This is a genomic window from Luteibacter sp. NPDC104163 (assembly GCF_055584245.1).
In genome coordinates, this window is record NZ_JBVJMK010000016.1 from 88,504 (window position 1) to 107,179 (window position 18,676).

Here is an 18,676-nt window from a genome sequence, read left to right on the forward strand (position 1 = left end):
GGCTCACCCCGTTTCGTCTATTATGCGGGCGGCCGGGAGCGCCCGCTGGGGGGCCCCCCCCCCCCCCCCGCGCCCCCCCCCCCGCTCCCACAAGAGAGAAGGTGTACCTACCTCTATGTTGAATCGCCACCTCGACCCTTGCGGGGCGCGTAGATAAGCCGTGCTGGCACGCTTACGTGGATCTCGGTGCCTTCGCCGAGGTCGGTCTCCATCTGGAACGTGCCTTTCAGCTGGGCCATGCGTTCGCGCATGCCCTTCAGGCCGAAGTGGCCGCTCTGCAGCGCTTGTGCTGCTTCCTCGGGGGAGAAGCCGACGCCGTCATCCGCAACGATGACCCAGAAGGCGTCGTCGGCGTAGTTCACCTGCACGCGCACGGCGCTGGCGTCGGCGTGGACGAAGGCGTTGCGCATGGCTTCGCGTACCACGTCGCGCACTTCCGCGGCGGGTGCGTCCTTCAACGGGCGTGAGGTGCCGCTGGCTTCGATGGCGAAGGCGACATCGTGGCGTGACTGCAGCAGCCGGCCTTCGGCGAGCAGGGTGTCGTAGAGAGCAAGGCCCGCGTCCTGGTCGCGGCGCAGGGACGCAATCTGGTCGCGGCCTTCGGCGATGGCCTGGCGTGTATCGCGGCTGGCTTCTTCGATTATCGCGTGTGCATCGGCGGGCAGCGACGGGTGGTCGGAAAGGCGGGTAAGGGTGAAGGTCAGGGCGTTCAGGCGCTGCAGCAACGTGTCGTGGATATCGCGCGCCACCGCTTCGCGTTCGTCGGAGCGGATGCGCAGGCGCCGTGCGAGGGCGCGCGAGCGCAGGGTGTGCACGAGCCAGAGGATGAGCGCGATCGGCACCAGGCCGAGCACCTTGAACCACCACGTCTCGTAGAAGGCGGCTTCCCGTCGGAACGACAGCACGGCCGGCGCGCCGCTCGTCACGCCCGCACCGGAGATCGCCATGACTTCGAAGCGGTACGTGCCCGGGTCGAGGTTGGTGAAAGTGGCTTCGCGGCGGCTCCCGACGTCCATCCAGGCGTTGTCGAGGCCGACGAGGCGGTAGCGGAAGCGCACCATGTCCGCACGGTCGAGGGCGGGCGAGGTGTAGCGGATGCGCAGCGTGCGCTGCTCCGGCGAGAGTACCGGCTGGCCGGCGGCATCGCGTTTTACCGCGCCCATGCTTTCCAGTCCGTCGATATGGATCTGCGGAGCAGTCGCGTCGCTGCGCAGTCGTGCGGGATCGACCCAGCCGAGCCCGGTATCCGTCTGTACCCAGATGCGTCCATCCGGCCCGAGGCGCAGCCCCGGGTGTGTCCACGAGAGCGAGCCGTCGCCGGGCACGCCATCTTCTTCCGTGTACACGCCGGGGCGGATCCGGAACGAGGCATCGGCCAGCGCTTTCGCGAGATCGCTCGCGGTGACGCGCAACACGGTATCCAGGGTCTGAATCCATAGGTTGCCCTGCGCATCGAGGATCATGCCGCATACGGGCGAGGCGAGCGTCGAGTTCGCGAAGGCCAGCGTCGTGAAGCGCTTCCCGTCGAACCACTGCATGCCGTCGTCGCCGCCGACCCACACGCCACCCTTCACCGGCACGAGCGAGCGGAGGCTGCCGACAGCCAGTCCTTCGCCGGCGCCGAAGCTTGCCTCCGAAACGCCGTCCTTGACCCGGAAGAGGCGGTTCTTCTCACGGCCGCCGACCCAGACGTTGCCGTCCGCGTCTTCGCTGAGCACGAGCGGGCCCACGGGATGGTCGAACACCTTCTTCCAGGTACTTCCCTGCGAGTAGACGAGCCCGTTCGGCCCCGTGTACGACTGGCAGATGTAGAAGGCGCCTTGCCGGTCACGGAGCAGGCAGGGCAGTGCGCCCATGGCAGGCATCGCGTCGGGGGCGAATGTCGTAACTACCTTCGGCGCCCCGGGAATCAGCTGCCACACGCCGCTCAGCCCTGCAGCCCACGCGGTGCCGTCGCGGCGGTCGGCGAAGGTGGCCAGGGTGAGGCGCGGGATCGGTGTCTCGACCGGTGCGCCCGCGCCCGGCAGGAACTGCATCGCGTGGGTTTCGCTGCCGACCCATGCGTTGCCGGCATTGTCGACCGCCGCGCTCACGGTGTGGATGCCCTTGGGCAGGGCGATGCGGGTGAAGGTCGCCGGGCGGAAGCGGTCCATGCCCTGCGAGGTGGCGACCCACACATCACCGCGGCTGTCACTGACAGCGAAGGTGGTGTAGTTGTCGCTCAGGCCCTGGTCGACGGTCATCGCCTCGGCGACCGGCACGCTGTGGTTCGCTTCGGCCGTCGCGAGCGCGGCCGGGGAGATGTAGTGCAGCGCGTCCACCGAGCTGGTCAGCCACAGCGAACCGTCGGCGTGCTCGTGGGCGTGGAGCACGTAGGTCTCGAGCAGCGCCGTCATGGGCTCGAGGGCGAGGCCATGCCGGCGGTAGATGCGCATGCCCGTCTTGCCGGAGAAATACACGCGGCCCGACGCGCCGATGACGATCTCGCGCAGGCGCAGGTCCTTCGTCTCGATGTTGACCGGACGCGGCGTGCTGCTGCCCGCGGGGAGTACGAACACCGACTTCGTCGCGACGACCCACACGTTGCCGTCGCTATCGGGGGCTGCCGAGATGATCGACGCCTCGGGATCGCGCTGGTAAACCACCCGCCAGGCGCCGTTCTCGAACCGCATGATCGCTTCGGCGGTGTACGACCACACGCCACCCGGCCCTTCGAACATGTGGCCGTGGGCGCCGAAGTAGCCTTCTTCCTTGCCGAAGTTCGTGAGGTGGCCGTCCTTCACCAGGGTGATGCCGCCGGAGCTGGCGACCCACAGGCCGCCCTGCCTGTCGGCGAACATCCGCTCGACCTGGGCATCGGGGAAGCTCTCGCCGGCCGGGGGCACGAAGGGCACGAAGCTGAGGCCGTCGTAGCGGGTGATGCCCTTGCTGGTGGCCAGCCACAGGTAACCATCCGTGGTTTCGGCCATGTCGTACACGGAGCCCGGGCCGCCGTTCTGGCGGAGGAAGGCGGTGTGGTAGTAGCCGGCCAGCGAGGTCGGCAGGTCGTCGCGCGGGCTTCCCGCCGACGCGGCCGGGGCCGCCGCGAGCAGGGCGATCAGGAGCCAGGGGCGGATGACATGGAAGACGGACACGTGGACAAGGTTCCCCTGGCGCGGCGCGATGGTGCAAGCCGGTCTTTGCACACGCAAGTATGGATGCTCTGCGCCGCGAGCGTTTTGCAGAAAATCACCCTTTCGGACGTTGCGCCGCCTGTTCGGCCCAGCCGATCATGTGCCACTGACCCACAGGAGGATGTCCGCCATGACCGGCCAGCCCAACGACATCCGCGTCCTTGTCGCCGACGACCATCCTGCCATGCGGGCGGGCCTGATCCACGCGATCACGGCCGAACCGGGCATGGTCGTGGTGGGCGAGGCGGTGGACGGGCAGGATGCGATCGAGCAGTTCGAGGCGCTACGCCCGGGTCTGATCCTCATGGATATCCAGATGCCGCGCGTGGACGGACTGGAGGCGATCGCCGCGATCCGCGAGCGGGACAGGGATGTCGTGATCGTCGTGCTCACCACGTACCCCGGCGATGCGCGGGTGATGCGCGCACTCACCCTGGGCGCCACCGGCTACCTGCTGAAATCCGCCACGACGAGCGAAATCCTTGTCGCCCTGCACTCGGCGATCGAAGGCAAGCGCGTCATCGCCGCCGAGGTCCGCAATGAACTTGCGAAACACACCGGCTCCGAACTCCTCACCCACCGCGAACTCAGCGTCCTCCGCCTCGTCGCGAACGGCCGCAGCAACCGCGAGATCGGCGAAGAGCTCAGCATTGCCGAAGAAACGGTCAAATCCCGCATCCGCAACATCCTCTCGAAGCTGGGCGCCAACGACCGCACCCACGCCGTAACCCTGGCGATGCAACGCGGCTTCCTGGATATGTAGAGCCTGCCCTTACCCTTGAGGGAGCGCGCTTGCGCGCGATGGGTGCTCGCGGCAAGAACCATCGCGCGCAAGCGCGACGCAGACGTCAGCGCCAAGCGTCGACTCTCTCCCAAACCGCACGAACCATGCGTAAAGGCTCGAAAGTAAACGAGACCCGATGCATGCCACCAGGCACGCAGATCGCTCGGAACATGCCATTCGCCCGGAAATGCTTCGCTTCCTTGCCATCAATGCGTGCCACCCAGCCAGGGAAATCGAGTTCTGAAATCGCCACCCACGCCGGGCGGCTGCTTGTCGTCGAGAAGTCCTGCCGGTTGGATGACCACGTCAGTGAGTATGCCGACGCGTGGCCTACGCATTCATCTACCATCGCGGCGATTTGATCGACCTCGTCAGATGCGCGAGGAATCAGGAGAACCTCGCTTGAGAGGTCCGCGAGGTTGAATGCGCGCATGGCTGCATCGGTACGACCAGTCTCTAAGACCTGGGACCTTGAGGGAGCCACCACCCGGGGAAGTGGAGAGGGTAAGCGCGCGACTGTCACCTTGTCGTCGGAAAAGACGACCTCGCCGGAATCGATTATCGGTGCTTCCGAAGCGGACGTCACATAGCGCACGCCGAGCAGTGCGTTCATCTTGCTATCCGGGGCGGGGTTGGCGACGGAAGATGGGCGGGGCCCATTCCCATCTCCATACGCGCCATACCATCGGTCGTAGAGGCTCCACCGCAATGGCCCATATCCTTGGGTGCCATGGAGGTGAGACCCGACACCCATGTTCTTCCATACGGCCCCAAGACCCGTCACCTCAATGCGAGGAGGGGGCCCAACCGTTGCCGGTGGTGTGCTCTGGGTAAGAAAGCGAACAGCTCCCTCCGCGGCATACTTTCCGGGCGTATCCCTGAAATGATTGAATTCTCCGTTTACGTTGAAGGACCGATAGTCCACGACGACGCAAGCTGCTGCAGCGACCACAAGCGCCCCCTGGTGCGGTCGATGTCTTCGCCACATCCATGCGAGTGCTGTAGCTACAGCTAGCGGCGCCATAATCGACGGGATGAACCAGCCTTCGTTGTCGCCATACATCGTTGCCGAAGCAATTAAATCTATGCATAGAGCAAGCGCGAAACATTGAACCGTCCGCTTGCGTGACCCGGCAAGCGTTGATGAGGATACAGCGACGAGTATTGCTAGCCCTATGTTTGCAAGATAGAGCGCGTCGGAAGGGCGCCTGAAGAGATTCACGCCCGGAAGATGGCCATACGCGATGGCGTACAACGGCGTGTGTCGACCCAGCGCGAAAAGCAGGGACACGAAACACACCGAAATCGCGTAGACCGATAGGTATGAGATGTGCCGTATCGACGGAAGGCGCCTAATGCCAAGGAGCAATACGGCGGCAGGAAGGGCGCCGATATACAGGAACGTTTCAATGGCATCGACTGCTCCCGTATACGTGCCACGCAGGCTTTGCAGCGCATTCGGAACCACAACCGTGAGGACGGTAGCCGGACCAACGGACATCTCATGGGCGGCAGCGATATCCAAAGCGGGACGATTGGATATCGCCAGGAAAGCCGCCGTTAGGACGATTTGAGGTCCGGCCAGCACGATGCACACCATGCCGGCCACAAGCAGCGACCCGACTGCCGATGTGCGCTCCTGTGCTGACCATCGACCCCATCGTTTCCAGCCGAGGCCCAGAATGAGCAATGCCAACATCCAGAAGGAAAGGTAGGTGAGCTGGACCGGTTGGACAACGATGCCGGCGGCGGCCGCTCCTAACGCTGCCCCTCGCCAGATGGAAGGTCGGTCCAGAAGGCGCACAGTACAGAGTAGGGCTAGCCCGAGGAATCCGTATGCGACAACGATCGGGACATGTTGAAGTCGAGACGCCGCGACGCCGCCACACATGAAAACCAGCGAACCCAAGATTACGCCGAGGTCGTCAACCCGGAAGCGGCGAAGAAATGCGGCGAAGGCCAGGCCGCCCAGAAGGGTGTGGAGCAGAACGGCCCAAACGAACCAAGTCATGCCGGGATGATCGGCTAAGAGCATCCAAAGGGTGATGATCGGCGCGAAGAGCATCGCTTGTGGATCCGCTACCTGCGGGTAGCCCGAGAAAATGTACGGGTTCCACCACGGCGCTGACCCAGCGCGTAGGGTTTCGGCATTGAAATAGACCATAGGGTAGAACTCGTTCACGGCGTCGCCGGGGAGTACGCGGAATCCGAGTAGCAAAGGTGCATTCAGTGCGAGCCAGCACAAGATGATCAGCGCTGCCGGACGCGCGATCCAGTGACGTAGCATGTCTAGCTCCTTCCGATGAAAGGGTCCTATTCGGCGCGGTGGCGTCGGATGTGTCTATGGAAGAATTCTGAAAAATCGTGCGGCTTCCTGAGAGGATTCGTGTGACTGGCGATGCCGTCATCAGCAGGCCGATCACTGCGGAAAGGCGCGTCGCTTCGGGCATTTAGCTAACACGTAAATTGTTCCGCACCCCCGGCGGACCTACACTCCCCAAGCCCTCCCGGCGACACGGCCGGCCGGGAGGCTGTTGGCAGGCTTGCCGTTCTCCCTGATCGCGGAGCGTGCTGCCATGTCCATCGACGAAGGAAAACTTAATGCGTTCCTGGGTAAGGCCGTGGGCGACCTGGGTGCGGCGTTCAGCGCGGTGCTGGTGCTGCTCGGTGACGAGTTGGGCCTGTACAAGGCGCTTGCAAAGGAATCCCTGACACCTGCCGAGCTGGCCAACCGCGTCGGCACCAATGAGCGCTATATGCGCGAATGGCTGGGTAACCAGGCGGCGGGTGGTTATGTGGAATTCGACGCGGCGACGGGCAAATACCATCTGACGGAAGAGCAGGCCGCCTGCCTTGCGGATCCGGCGGGGCCGGTCGACTTGCCGGGCGCCTATGAAATCGCGAGGGCGCTGTTTCATACCTACCCGCGGGTCCGGGAGAACTTCATCAGCGGGAATGGGATGGAGTGGGGCGAGCACCACCCCTGCCTTTTCCACGGTGTCGAGCGGTTCTTCCGTGGCGGTTACAACTCCCACCTCGTCGGCGACTGGCTGCCGGCCCTGGATGGCGTCGTCGACAAGCTATCGCGCGGCGGCAAGGTCGCCGATATCGGCTGCGGGCATGGGGCCAGCACGGTGCTCATGGCGAAGGCTTTCCCGAACTCGCACTTCATCGGTTACGACTACCACGAGCCTTCGATCGAAATCGCACGCAAGCGCGCACACGCCGCCGGCGTCACGAACACCACCTTCGAACAGGCGGATGCCGCGGGTTACCAGGGCAAGGATTTCGACCTGATCGCCTTCTTCGATTGCCTGCACGACATGGCCGACCCGAACGGCGCGGCGCGCCATGCGCGTAGTGCGCTGAAAGACGACGGCACCTGCATGGTGGTAGAGCCGTTCGCCGGGAATAGCCCCGCTGAAAACCTCAACCCGGTCGGCCGCATTTACTACGCGGCCTCGTCGATGATCTGCGTGCCCGTATCGCTGGCGAAACACGGGCCGGCACTCGGCGCGCAGGCTGGCGAAACGCGCCTGCGCAAGGTGATCGTGGAGGAGGGTGGTTTCAGCCGCCTGCGTCGGGCGGCTGAAACACCGTTCAACATCGTGCTGGAAGCGCGGCCTTAAGCGGGCGCCGATGCCGCGTTGAGCCGTGCACCTGTGGGGTCGGCGCTGCGTGATCGGCCGTTATGAGACGTCAGTTCTGAGTTTGACCTGGGGCAAACAGCTTAAGGGCTTGCGCCTTCAAGGTGGCGTGGGGAGCCCCTACGCAAAGACTCGGCAGTCACCGCTTCAATGCCTGCCAACGCAACATGCCCAATGCACTGCTAAGGCAGTGGAGCATGCTGTGAAGTATCGGAGCTACCAATGGGCACCACACGAGCTTGACGGTGTCGTCTATGATTTGAGTCATCTGGACGCGTTTTCGTTCGATCATCAAATAGCTGAGCGTCTTCCGGGGCCGGGTAGGACGGCAGATCCAGTGTTGACCGTGACGGTGAATGTCGCCTTCAGTCACCACTGCTTCTCTAACGGCAAGACTAGCGCGGCGTTCAATCCTTCGGCGATGTACGCATACGCGGGCGACCCCCGCTCGTTCTGTGCGGAGCGATATCGGTTGTCTAAGCGCTTGCCCGTCTACATCAAGGAGCTTCCTAAGAGCCGCTGTTTTCGCACCGTCCACGGTAACCACTTCGTAGTCGCGGAGCGCGTCGACAAAGGCGGGTTCTATACAGCGTACTTCCGTGTCAGGAGGTCACGATCATCCGCACCTTCTGTCGATCTTCTTGTGGAGTCTGCTTACATCAAGTGCGGGCGGCCCGACCGCGGGCGCGCCGCAGTCGCCGAATCGTTTGGGTCAATCGTTCTTCGAAACTTATAACGAAGAAAGGGCCCGTAGGCCCTTTCATTCGCGCACACCGGTGGCTCTTTATACCCACTCATCGTAGGGCCCTTCATGGAAGGGGGCGGGACTCATCTTTCACCGGCCCGATGGGTCCTTTAGGAGCGTCCTCGCGGCGGCTCCGTTGCGGATCTTAGCGTCGTACAGCGTGCCTGCGCAATCCGATGTTTCGTAGACGACGGTGCTTTCAGCCGCCTGCGCCGGGCGGCTGAAACACCATTCAACATCGTGCTGGAAGCGAGGCCTTAAGCCGGCGCCGATGCCGCGTTGAAGGCCTGCTGCGCCTTGAACGCTCGCTGATAGGCGGGGCGGGCTTCGCCGCGCTCGACATAAGCGGCGAGTGTCGGGAATCCGGCCAGGATGCCCGAAGGCTTCAGGCGCAAAAGCACCGACACCATCATCAGGTCACCTGCGCTGAACTCACCATCGAGCCACTCGTTGTCACCGAGTCGGTCGGAGAGCTGCTTCAGCCGCTGCTTGATTCGCTCCAGCACTAGTGGCATCCGTTCAGAGGCCCAGGGCTTGTCACCCTCCGCGAACTTCGCGTTCTGCAGGTCGAGGATGGAAGGCTCGACGGAGTTCAGCGCGGCGAACAGCCACATGATCGCCCGGCTTCGCGCGTTGGGATCCTCCGGCAGCAACCCGCCGTAACGATCCGCCAGGTGGAAAATGATCGCGCCGGATTCGAATAGCGTCAGGTCGTCTTCCTCGAACACCGGGATCTGCCCGAACGGATGCCGGGCCAGGTGCTCCGCTTCCTTCAGCTTCGGAAACGGAACCCCGCGCACCGCGTACGGCTGCCCCACTTCTTCCAGCGCCCACCGCACACGCGTGTCGCGCGCCAGGCCCTTGCCGCCATCAGGTGAGTGTTCGAAGCAGGTGATGGTAATCGTCATAACGTAGCTCCCCTCCCAGGTGCGTGAACCATACACCTGTAGGGGTAGTTCGTTCGAGTTCGCGGGCTCCGCCTACAAAATTCGGAAAACGGCACTGGCGGCGCCTACATACGGTCGGGACGTGCTTTGTTACTTTGACCTCGTTGCCTACGCGTGGCGTTGGAGGGCGTGGCGACGACCCCAGGAGAAGGAGTGAAGTGATGACGCACAACCGTGAGCCCGCACCGGTGCGGGTGAAGATGTACCTTCCGGGCGACGTGGTGGATCCCGAAGATCTCACCACGACCGACCAGTTCAACCTGGCGCTCGAGTGGCTGCAGCACTCGTGCAGCACTGCGCAGGTGATTGCTGATCACCTGCATGGCGCGGAGGAAGGCGAGGTGGATACGCAGGACGCCGCCATGGCGGTTGAAGCCGTGGTGATGATGATCCAGGAAGGCTCGGCGCGGATGAGCTCCGTGTACCAGCAGCTGCGCTGGGAGCAGATGGCTCGTTCGGGTTAACCGATGTTGTAGGGTCCACCCGTTTTTCTGTGGGAGTGAGCTTGCGAGCGACGGGGGTGCGGAAGAGCATCGTTCGCAAGCTCACTCCCACAAGATATCGCCCACAGGGTGGGCTCCTACAGTGATTGCGTGCAAGTCGAGGCGGGCGCGTGCAACGCGCGCTCGCTTTGGTGCATGCGAGGCAACACCGTGCGGCACCTCACGGATCTACTGGCGCGTTTCTCCGCGGCCTACGATGCATGCGTACCGTAACCGCGCATCGTCGCCATGGAGAATCCAACATGTCTGCTGTAGCCCATGCACCACACAAAGCCACGCACACGACCGATGAGCTTGTTCCATCGCGTTATGCCGTGAAGGTCGGTGATATCGATGTCCTCGTCATCAGCGACGGCGTGCTGCCGTTGCCCACGGTGACGATGGCGCACAACGCGCGTCCCGCCGATCTTTCCGACTGGCTTGGCCACATGTACATGCCGCCTGATAAGTACGACTGGCCGCTCAACGTCATGGTCGCCCGCAGCGGCGAGCAGACGATCCTGATCGATGCCGGACTCGGCGGTCAGTTCCCGGGTTTCCCGCGCGCTGGCCAGGTGCCGCAGCGTCTTGCCTCCGCCGGTATCGAACTCTCTTCGATCACCGACATCGTCATCACCCACATGCACATGGATCACGTTGGCGGCCTGCTGGTCGATGGCGTGAAGGAGCGCCTGCGTCCGGATGTCCGCATTCACGTTGCAGCAGCGGAACTTGCGTTCTGGGAGTCGCCGGACTTCACCCAGACGGTGATGCCGGAAGCCGTGCCGCCGGTGCTGCGTGAAACCGCGAAGCAGTTTGCAGCGGCGTACCGTGATCGTATCCAGCCGTTCCACGAAACGTACGAAGTGGCGCCGGGCGTCGTCGCGCGCCACACCGGCGGCCACACGCCGGGTCACTGCGTGGTCGACGTCACCTCGGGTGGCGATCGCCTGACCTTCGCAGGTGATGCGCTGTTCCCGGTCGCGTTCGATCACCCGGAATGGCAGAACGGCTTCGAGCACGACCCCGCTGAAGCAGCGCGCGTGCGTGTGCGCCTGCTGGAAGACATCGCCGAGGCGCGTTCGATGCTGGTGGCAACCCACCTGCCGTTCCCGTCGGTCGGGCATGTGGCGAAGGAAGGCGGTAAGTACCGCTGGGTGCCGGTGATCTGGGATTTCTAAGTCATCCTGTGGGAGCGGGGGGGGGGGGGGGGGGGGGTGGGGGGCCCCCCCCCCCCCCCCCCCCCCCCCCCCCCCCCGCTCCCACAACGATCCGGAAATAGAAAGGGCGGTGAGGTTTCCCTCACCGCCCTTTCTTTTTACGTGTTGCTACGGGTTACCAGCCGATCCCGAGTTCGAGGTGTTCCGGCTGCGGCTCGATGAGGCTGGAGCTCTGGTCGGAGACATCGTCGTACGCGAAGCCGTAGGCCTTGCCGTTCACGCCGTGCAGGTGCCAGAAGCGCGAATAGTAGTTCGCCGGCGACTGCAGGTAGAACGAACCCGGATCCTTCCACTCACCCGTATCTTCCATGACGTGCCGGTTGAACGCCGCGCAGATCTGCGCTTCGAGCTGGCCTTCCACGCCCCACGGGTCGTTGGAGCGCGCCAGGGCGCCCTTGCCTTCCAGCACATCCTGCGTGGTCGGCTTCTGCACCGTGAACAGCATGCCTTCGGCTTCGTCCGGCTCGTGGGTATCCGCCCAGTTCACATGGCGGAACACCAGCGCACCGTTCACCACGCTGCCTTCGAACTGCTTGGCACCGATGGTCATCTGCAGCACATGGCTCTGGTAGTACGTCCAGCTGCTGTCGATGTACGCGTCGAAGTAATGCTCCTGCGGCTTGCCGGCATCGAACTGATCCTTGCCCGGGGCGAGGATGCGGATCGGGTCGGCGCTGGCCAGCTGGAACTCGGCCGGCACTTCCTGGTTGTACGCCGCGAAGATCTCGGCGCGGGTCTGCGTGATACCCGAGTTCACATGGCGCGTCTTGTTGCCGCCATACACATCCAGCGAAAGCGGGATGGAGAACTGATCGACCTGCGTGGTGTTGATGAACAGGGCGTCGTTGTTCCAGGTGAACTCATACCAGTCGTAGTACACACCGATGTTCGGGTCGGTCGCGTTCAGCGGGTTGGGGCCCGCAAAACCGATCGTGCCATCGGCCGCCTTCAGGATCTTGATGTACATCGGCTCGCCGACGGACACGAAGATCCGGCCCGAATCCATCTTCGGCAGCTTCATCAGCTTGGCCTGGGCCAGGGTGAAGAAGTAGTTCGGATAGTTCTGGCCATTCTTGGTCAGGTGGCCCGCACCGTCGTTGTCTTCTTCCTTCGCGGCGGTGAGCGTGCCATCCGGCTTCACCCACGAGAACACCTGGGTGGTCGGATCACGGCCGATGACGGCGACGTAGACCTGGTCGTCGCGCCACTTGCCGTTGGTGGCGTTGCGCAGCTGGGTACCGATGTAGCCCGGGTAGGTGTCGTAATCGAAACCTTCCGACGGATCATTGTTGCCCGGCTGCTGCGGCTGGCCCGGATCGCTGCCATCCGCCGCGCCATACACTTCCATTTCCCACAGCGAGTAACCGTACTGCGTGTTGCGGGTCTGGCCCTGCATGCGCACGTAGCGGGCCGACACCGGCGTGAACGCCAGCGTTTCCACGCCACCGTTGCTGCCGATCTTCGCGTCCGCCACCTGCCACGACTGCCCGTCGAGCGACACCTCGATCTGGTAGTTCACGGCGTGTGCGTTTTCCCACTTCAGGATCACCTTGTTCACCGTCTTCACGGCGCCCAGGTCGACCTGCACCCACTCGTCGTTGAAGAACTCCGACGACCAGCGCGAGCCTTCGTCACCGTCGGTCACATTGGCGGCCTTGAACGCCACCGGGTTCTCCGAGGACGACGCGAGCGCCGGCTGGTGGAGCGCCAGGTTGGTGTCGGACGACACCGGCGGCGGCACCTGCTGGGCCGGCTGGGTCACGGCGAGCGTGGCCGGCTGGCTGGTGGTGCTGTGACCGGCGGCATCCGTCGCCACCACGTCGTAGCTGCCCGCGTTGGCGAGCGAGGCGGTGAAGGTGTAGCTGGCCTGGTTCGCACCCGACACGGCCGCACCGTTGCGACGCCACTGGTAGCCGACATTGCCGTTGGCCTTGACGCTGACCGCGAAGGTCACCGGCTGGCCCGCGGTCACGGACTGCGCCTGCGGCTGGCCGAGGAAGGTCGGCGCGGCGGCCGCGTAGACTTCAAACTCGTACAGCGACACACCGTAGTCGGTGTTCTTCGCCGAGCTGGTCATGCGCACGTACTGTGCCGTGACCGCCGCGAAGTCGACGCGCTCCACGCCACCCTTGCCGGCGACCGGCTGCGGGGTGACCGACGTGAAGTTCGTGCCGTCGTTCGACACTTCGACGATGTACGACGTCGAGTGCGCGCGCTCCCAACGCAGGATCACGTGGTCAAAGGTCTTCGGCGCACCGAGATCCAGGCGGATCCACGCGGTGGGCTTGAAGTCCGAACCCCAACGGGTGGTGAAGTCACCATCCGTCGCGCCCTTCGGGCCGAGGTAACCATCGTTTTCGTTGCCGCTGGAGGTCGCGGTGGCGCCCGTGGCGACGTTCACGCCGCCCTGGCCATCACCCGGCGTACCCGGGCCGTCCGGATTGTCCGGCTGACCCGGATCGTCGCCGCCGTTGCCCGGCTGCGTCGCCGTGCCCTGCTGCCATGCCGGCGGGTCGAAACCATCGGTCGAGTTATCGACCGTGATCGCGGCCAGGTGGCTTTCGGTCGTGAGGCCCTTGGCGCTGACCACGCGAACCTTGTACTGCGTGCCATTGTCCGCCGCGGCGAGCGCGGGGGTGGCATACGTGCCATCGGTCGACGATGCGGCGAACTCATCCGTGAACGTGCCATCGCCCTGCGGCAGGTGGCGGTACCAGTTGTAGGCCATCGGGCCGTCACCGGTGGCGGTCACGGTCAGGTGTGCCGAGCGGCCCACGCCAGCCTTCTGTGCGACAGGATCCGCCGAGATCGACGGTGCCACGGCCGTGGGGCCGGAGACGCACAGCGCGTGCGAGGGGTTGTTCTCCGCGACGAGGCGGAAGGTCGAACCATCCGACGCGACCTGGTAGGCGTACGTCTGGTCATCCGGGTCGTTCGTCGAAGTCCAGATCGTCCACGCCTGCGGGAAGGCATTCGTGGAGAGGTTCTGGCCAGCGACGGCCAGCGCTTCGTCGATCGTCGGCAGGCGCGCGCTCACCTTCGCGCAATCCGCGATGGCGTTGGACTGCTTGTACTGCGCACCCTGGTCGGCCAGGCCGCGCTGGGCACGTTCCCAGGTCAGGCCACTGAAGTGGTCCACGACATGGTTCGTATCCTGCACGGTGTAGCGGTCGCCATCCTGACAGCACGTGGGCGAGTCATAGACCTCGAACTCGTAGAACGAGTAACCGTAGTCGGTGGCGCGCTTGATGCCCTGCATGCGGACGTAGCGGGCCGAGACACGCGTATCCGTCATGTCTTCGGTGCCGCCAAGGCTGGTGTCGTTCTCGTGCCAATCCTTGTAGCCCGTGTCCTTGTCGTTCGAGTACTGGATCTTGTACTGCGCGGCGTGGGCGTTCTCCCACTTGATGACGACGCGGTTGAACGAGCGCACGGCACCCAGGTCGACCGTGAACCAGGCGGCATCGTTCTTCTGCTCGGACGCCCAGCGGGTGCCCTTCTCGTCACCATCGACCGCACCGGCGGCCGGCGTGCCCTGCACGTTCTCCACGCCACTGGCGTAGGTCACCTTCTGCCGGGCCAGGTTGGCACCCGGCGGCGCCAGGGTCAGTGCGGCGGGGTTGCTCGTCGCAGCAGCGGTATCGCCAAGGATGTTGGTGACCACGACCACGTAGTTGCCGACATCGCTGAGGCTGACGTTCGGCACATTGAGCGTGGCGCTGTCATCACCCACCGGCTGGCCATCGTGCGTCCACTTGTAGTGGAACGGCGAGGAGCCCGCGACGGACACGCTGAACTGAGCCGCCTGGCCCGGGTTCGCGCGCACGTTGCCCGGCTGGCCGGTGATGACCGGCTGGCGCGCGGCGTTCACGGTCAGGTGGGCCGCGGTCGAGGGCGTGTCACCCAGCGGGTTGGACACCACGACCGTGTAGTCGACATTGCCATCGGCGGCGGTGAGCACCGGCGTGTCGTAGGTCGGGTTGTTGGCGCCGGGGATCTCGGCGTTGCCACGCATCCACTGGTAGGTCACCTTCGGCGAACCGGTGGCCACGACCACGAAGTGCGCCTGCTGGCCCACGTCCACGTTCGCCGCCTGCGGCTGCTGGCTGATGACGACGTTCTGCGCCTTGAACACGCGGAGGATGGCCGGGGTGGATTCCTGGTCGCCCTTCGCGTTGTGCACCACCACGGTGTACGAGGCGCCGTCGTCCGTCGCGGCCGAGGCGGCCGTCGTGTACGTCGCCGCGTTCGCGCCGGGGATCTCCTGGCCGTTCTTCTTCCAGGTGAAGGTCAGCGGGGCTTCGCCCGTGGCGGTCACCGAGAAGTGGCCCGGGAAGCCCTGGGTCACGTCGTCCTCGACCGGGTTCGCGATGATGGCCGGCGGACCGGACGCACCCTGCGAGACCCTGGGCACCGCCACGATGTTGAACGATGCGCTGCCCGGCAGCAGGCCGGCGGCCGTCGCGGTGACGGTCACGGTACCCGTGTCGAACTTCGTGCGCAGCGCGATCTTCTGCAGGCCACCCTCGAACTTCAGTTCGTGGTCGCCCGGTGCGTGGTAGCCATGGATCGGCTCTTCCGTGCCATCACCGTTCATGGTGTGGCCACCGGCCCAGTCGACCAGCTGCTGCGTGCCACCCTGGTAGGTGACCAGCGAGGCGCCACCCGTGACTTCGAAGTTCACGTTGACGTCCGAACCCACCGGCACGGTGTTGCCATCCTTGTCGACGACGCGGGCTACCACGAAGGCGGCATCCGAACCGTTGGCGGTGACTGCGAACGCCGTGCCGTCCGGCTTCACCAGCTCCGGCACCATGCTCAGTTCGATGTGATCGGCCTTGCCGGCCGTCGTCAGCGAATCCTGCACCGGTGCGCCGTTCGTATCGTCCACCACTGCACCGAGTGCGTCGATGCACTGCGCGGTCGCGGTACCCGACTGCCACGGCAGGTTCCAGTGGACCTGGCCCGGGAGACCGGTGGTCTTCTGCGCCTGGGCCGAACCCTTGATGCGGCCGGTCTCCGGGTCAGTGCCCGAGTTCTCGACGTCGTAGCTGGCCTGGTCGATCGCATCCCAGTTGTTCGGCTTCTGGTCGCTGCCCTGCGGCACGCCATTGACGAGCAGGCGGACGGCCGGGCAGTTGCTGAACGCGTTGACCTGGATCGAACCGGTCTCGTTCGCGCGGTTCCAGTGGTGCGCCAGCTTGACGACCGGCTTGACCTCGAACGGCGTCCACACTGACTGGTAGATGTAATACATCATCCGCGGGAAGCGGTTCTGGTCGACCATGGAGCTGCCGATCGAACGCACGTTGTGCTGGAACTGCTTGGTCTTGCCGTCCTGGCTCCAGCTCCAGTGCGTCGCGTCCTCGTAGCCCTCGTCGAACTCGATCGTTTCACCCGGCGTATCGGCGAAATACCACTGGGCCATGCCGAAGGTACCCGCCTTGCGGCCCTTCGAATACGGCACGAGGTAGTTCAGCGCGTACGAGAGCTCGTAGTCGAACGCGTGGCGCGCCGAGCCGATACCCCAGTATTCCGCGCCCCATGCGGGCTTGTTCGGGAACTGCTTGTGTACGCCTTCCTCGCACCCTGCCTTGCTGCAGCTCAGGATGTCGCCGTTGGCCGGGTCCGGCGAACGGTCGGCGGCGGCGCGCGGCGCGATGCTGTCCCAGTGACGGGCCATGTTGCGCAGCTCGACGGCGAAGTTCGTATCCATCTTGCCGTTGTCGGATTCCCACGCGAGGATCGACGGATGGTTACGGTCGCGGATCACCAGGTCGCGATGCAGTTCGCGCTTGATGTTCCACATGTTGACGCAGGCATCGTCGCCCGCCGCGCAACGGTTCGAGAAACCATTCTCGCCATCGCCGCTGGGCTGCACGATGAACACGCCCAGCGCGTCCGCGGCCTCGACGAACTCCGGGCTCGACGGCGAATGGCCAGGACGCCACAGGTTGCCGCCAGCCGCGGCCAGCTGCTGCAGGTCACGCCACTGCTGTTCTTCGGGCACGGACGAACCGAGCGCCGGGTAGTCGTAGCGACCCGAAGCGCCCCACGTGTACTGCTTCTTGCCGTTGATGTACGGGAAATCCTTGTCCCACGTGATCATGCGGATGCCGAGCGGGCTCTGCTTCGCGTCGACCACGGTGCCATCGATGCTGACCGTGTGCAGCACCTTGTACATGTACGGCTTGCCGTAAATGCTGTTGTTCGGATACCACAGCGTCGGGCCGTTCACCGTCAGCTTTTCATCGAAGATCGGGGTCGCGTCGCTCGGGGCGACGTGCGGCGCCAGCTGCTTCTGCTGCTGGTCCGATGCGACGACCTTGCCGGTGGCGTCGACGATCTGCGTGGTCAGGGTGACGGTCACCGGCACGTCGCGGTCGTTGACCACGTTGGTCTGCACGCGGACCACGGCGCTCTTGTGGTCATCCGTGAGCGATTCCGTGCCGACGTACGTACCCCAGGTGTTCTGGCCGGCGTAGACGTTCTCCGGGATGTGCACGAGGTTGGTGACGTGCAGCTTCACCGGGCGGAACAGGCCGGCTTCCGCCTGGCCGAAACGGAAGGAGCCGGAGAAACCCGGATCCTGGAAGAAACCACCACCGCTGCGGCTCACCTTCACCGCGATCACGTCGGTGCCGTCGTACCTGAGGTACGGCGTCAGGTCGACGATATGCGGGAGGAAGCCGATGACGTGGGTCGCGTTCGCATCGACCTGGCCGGCCTGGTTCAGTGCGCCGGTGCCGGGGATGAAGCGGCCGTTGATGTACACGCGGTCGCCGGTGTGCGCGCCTTCGAACTCCACCATGACCTTGCGGCCGCGGTAGCTTGCGCTGTCCTTCAGCGTGGTGCGGTACCAGCTGGTTTCGCCATCCAGGCTGCCCTGGCCACCACCGGATTCCTGGTTAAGGAAGGTGGTGAAGTCGTTCGCGGCATGCGGGATGCCGACGGTTTCCCACTTCGAATCATCGAAGCCGACGGCCGCGCCGTCGTCACCATTGGGTACCTGCGCGTGGCCATTCTGGTTCTGGTACTGCTTGATGTATTTCCACGGCTGCGCGCCGAGGTTCACATCCACGCGATCGGAAGGCGCGAGGGTCACGGCGTGTGCCGTCACCGTCGCACCAAGGCACAGCAGCGCGAGCACGGCGGATAACCGTGTTCGCATCGCGTGCCCCCGGGGTGCTGCGGGGTGCATTGTCATGGAGGAAATCCCCTGTGGGTTGGCCCGTTGACAGCGGCGTTCCGCGCACGCACGACGGCACCGGCCGGCGCATGCGCCAGCCGTGGTTCATCGTCTCGTACTCAGGGGGAAGTCAAATTCCCGCCACGCGCCAAGGCTTTGTGGCTGAAGGGGATTTGGCCGTCCATACGCCAACTGCGGGCGGATCATCGCGCCGCAGCAATGACACCCACAATACTAAAGCTGACTCTAAGGGGGGCTTTTCGCACCATACGCACGCGTTCCGTGACGCACGTCCCGCTTGGCCTTCGAACGCCGGTTTTGTCCAAGACCACAAAAGCCATGTGGGAGCGCGCTTGCGCGCGATGGGGTTTGCCGCAAGACCCATCGCGCGCAAGCGCGCTCCCACACGCTTATTTCGCCAGGAGCTCCAGCTCGGCGACGGCGGCGGGGCCGTTGCCATCGAGGGTGAGACGGTAGTGGGCGTAGCTG

Annotated in this window: 8 protein-coding genes; 4 read left to right on the forward strand and 4 right to left on the reverse strand. The window is 64.6% G+C overall.

Annotation, left to right across the window (positions count from 1 at the left end; genetic code table 11):
* Positions 1–113 precede the first annotated feature (113 nt).
* On the reverse strand, positions 114–3,134 hold the full coding sequence (locus ACZ6YI_RS17230) for a sensor histidine kinase (RefSeq protein WP_465779733.1): 3,021 nt from the start codon (positions 3,132–3,134) through the stop codon (positions 114–116).
* Between the two features lie 169 nt (positions 3,135–3,303).
* Here ACZ6YI_RS17230 and ACZ6YI_RS17235 point away from each other — a divergent pair, with 169 nt between their 5' ends.
* Positions 3,304–3,936 (forward strand): response regulator, encoded by a 633-nt coding sequence (locus ACZ6YI_RS17235; RefSeq protein ID WP_440328276.1) that lies wholly within the window; start codon positions 3,304–3,306, stop codon positions 3,934–3,936.
* Between the two features lie 85 nt (positions 3,937–4,021).
* Here the strand turns inward: ACZ6YI_RS17235 and ACZ6YI_RS17240 are convergent, their stop codons facing one another.
* Positions 4,022–6,244 carry a hypothetical protein gene (locus ACZ6YI_RS17240; RefSeq protein ID WP_465779734.1) on the reverse strand — a complete coding sequence of 741 codons (2,223 nt, stop codon included), beginning with the start codon at positions 6,242–6,244 and terminating at the stop codon, positions 4,022–4,024.
* Positions 6,245–6,533: 289 nt separating this feature from the next.
* Between ACZ6YI_RS17240 and ACZ6YI_RS17245 the strand changes: the two genes are divergently transcribed.
* Positions 6,534–7,586 carry a class I SAM-dependent methyltransferase gene (locus ACZ6YI_RS17245; protein ID WP_465779735.1) on the forward strand — a complete coding sequence of 351 codons (1,053 nt, stop codon included), beginning with the start codon at positions 6,534–6,536 and terminating at the stop codon, positions 7,584–7,586.
* A 1,020-nt stretch (positions 7,587–8,606) separates the two neighbouring features.
* Here the strand turns inward: ACZ6YI_RS17245 and ACZ6YI_RS17250 are convergent.
* The gene (locus tag ACZ6YI_RS17250; protein ID WP_465779736.1) at positions 8,607–9,257 is read right to left on the reverse strand and encodes a glutathione S-transferase family protein; all 651 of its coding nucleotides are present in this window, start codon (positions 9,255–9,257) and stop codon (positions 8,607–8,609) included.
* 200 nt (positions 9,258–9,457) lie between these two features.
* Here ACZ6YI_RS17250 and ACZ6YI_RS17255 point away from each other — a divergent pair, with 200 nt between their 5' ends.
* Both ACZ6YI_RS17255 and ACZ6YI_RS17260 read left to right on the forward strand, forming a co-directional pair.
* Positions 9,458–9,760: a hypothetical protein gene (locus ACZ6YI_RS17255; protein WP_465779737.1), complete on the forward strand. Its 303-nt coding sequence runs from the start codon at positions 9,458–9,460 to the stop codon at positions 9,758–9,760.
* A 281-nt stretch (positions 9,761–10,041) separates the two neighbouring features.
* Positions 10,042–10,959, forward strand: a complete 918-nt coding sequence (locus ACZ6YI_RS17260) for an MBL fold metallo-hydrolase (protein ID WP_465779738.1) — start codon at positions 10,042–10,044, stop codon at positions 10,957–10,959.
* 154 nt (positions 10,960–11,113) lie between these two features.
* On the opposite strand, the gene ACZ6YI_RS17265 is transcribed toward ACZ6YI_RS17260, so the two are convergent.
* Positions 11,114–18,169, reverse strand: coding sequence for a beta-1,3-glucanase family protein (locus ACZ6YI_RS17265; RefSeq protein ID WP_465779739.1), 7,056 nt, complete (start codon positions 18,167–18,169; stop codon positions 11,114–11,116).
* Between the last annotated feature and the right edge of the window lie 507 nt (positions 18,170–18,676).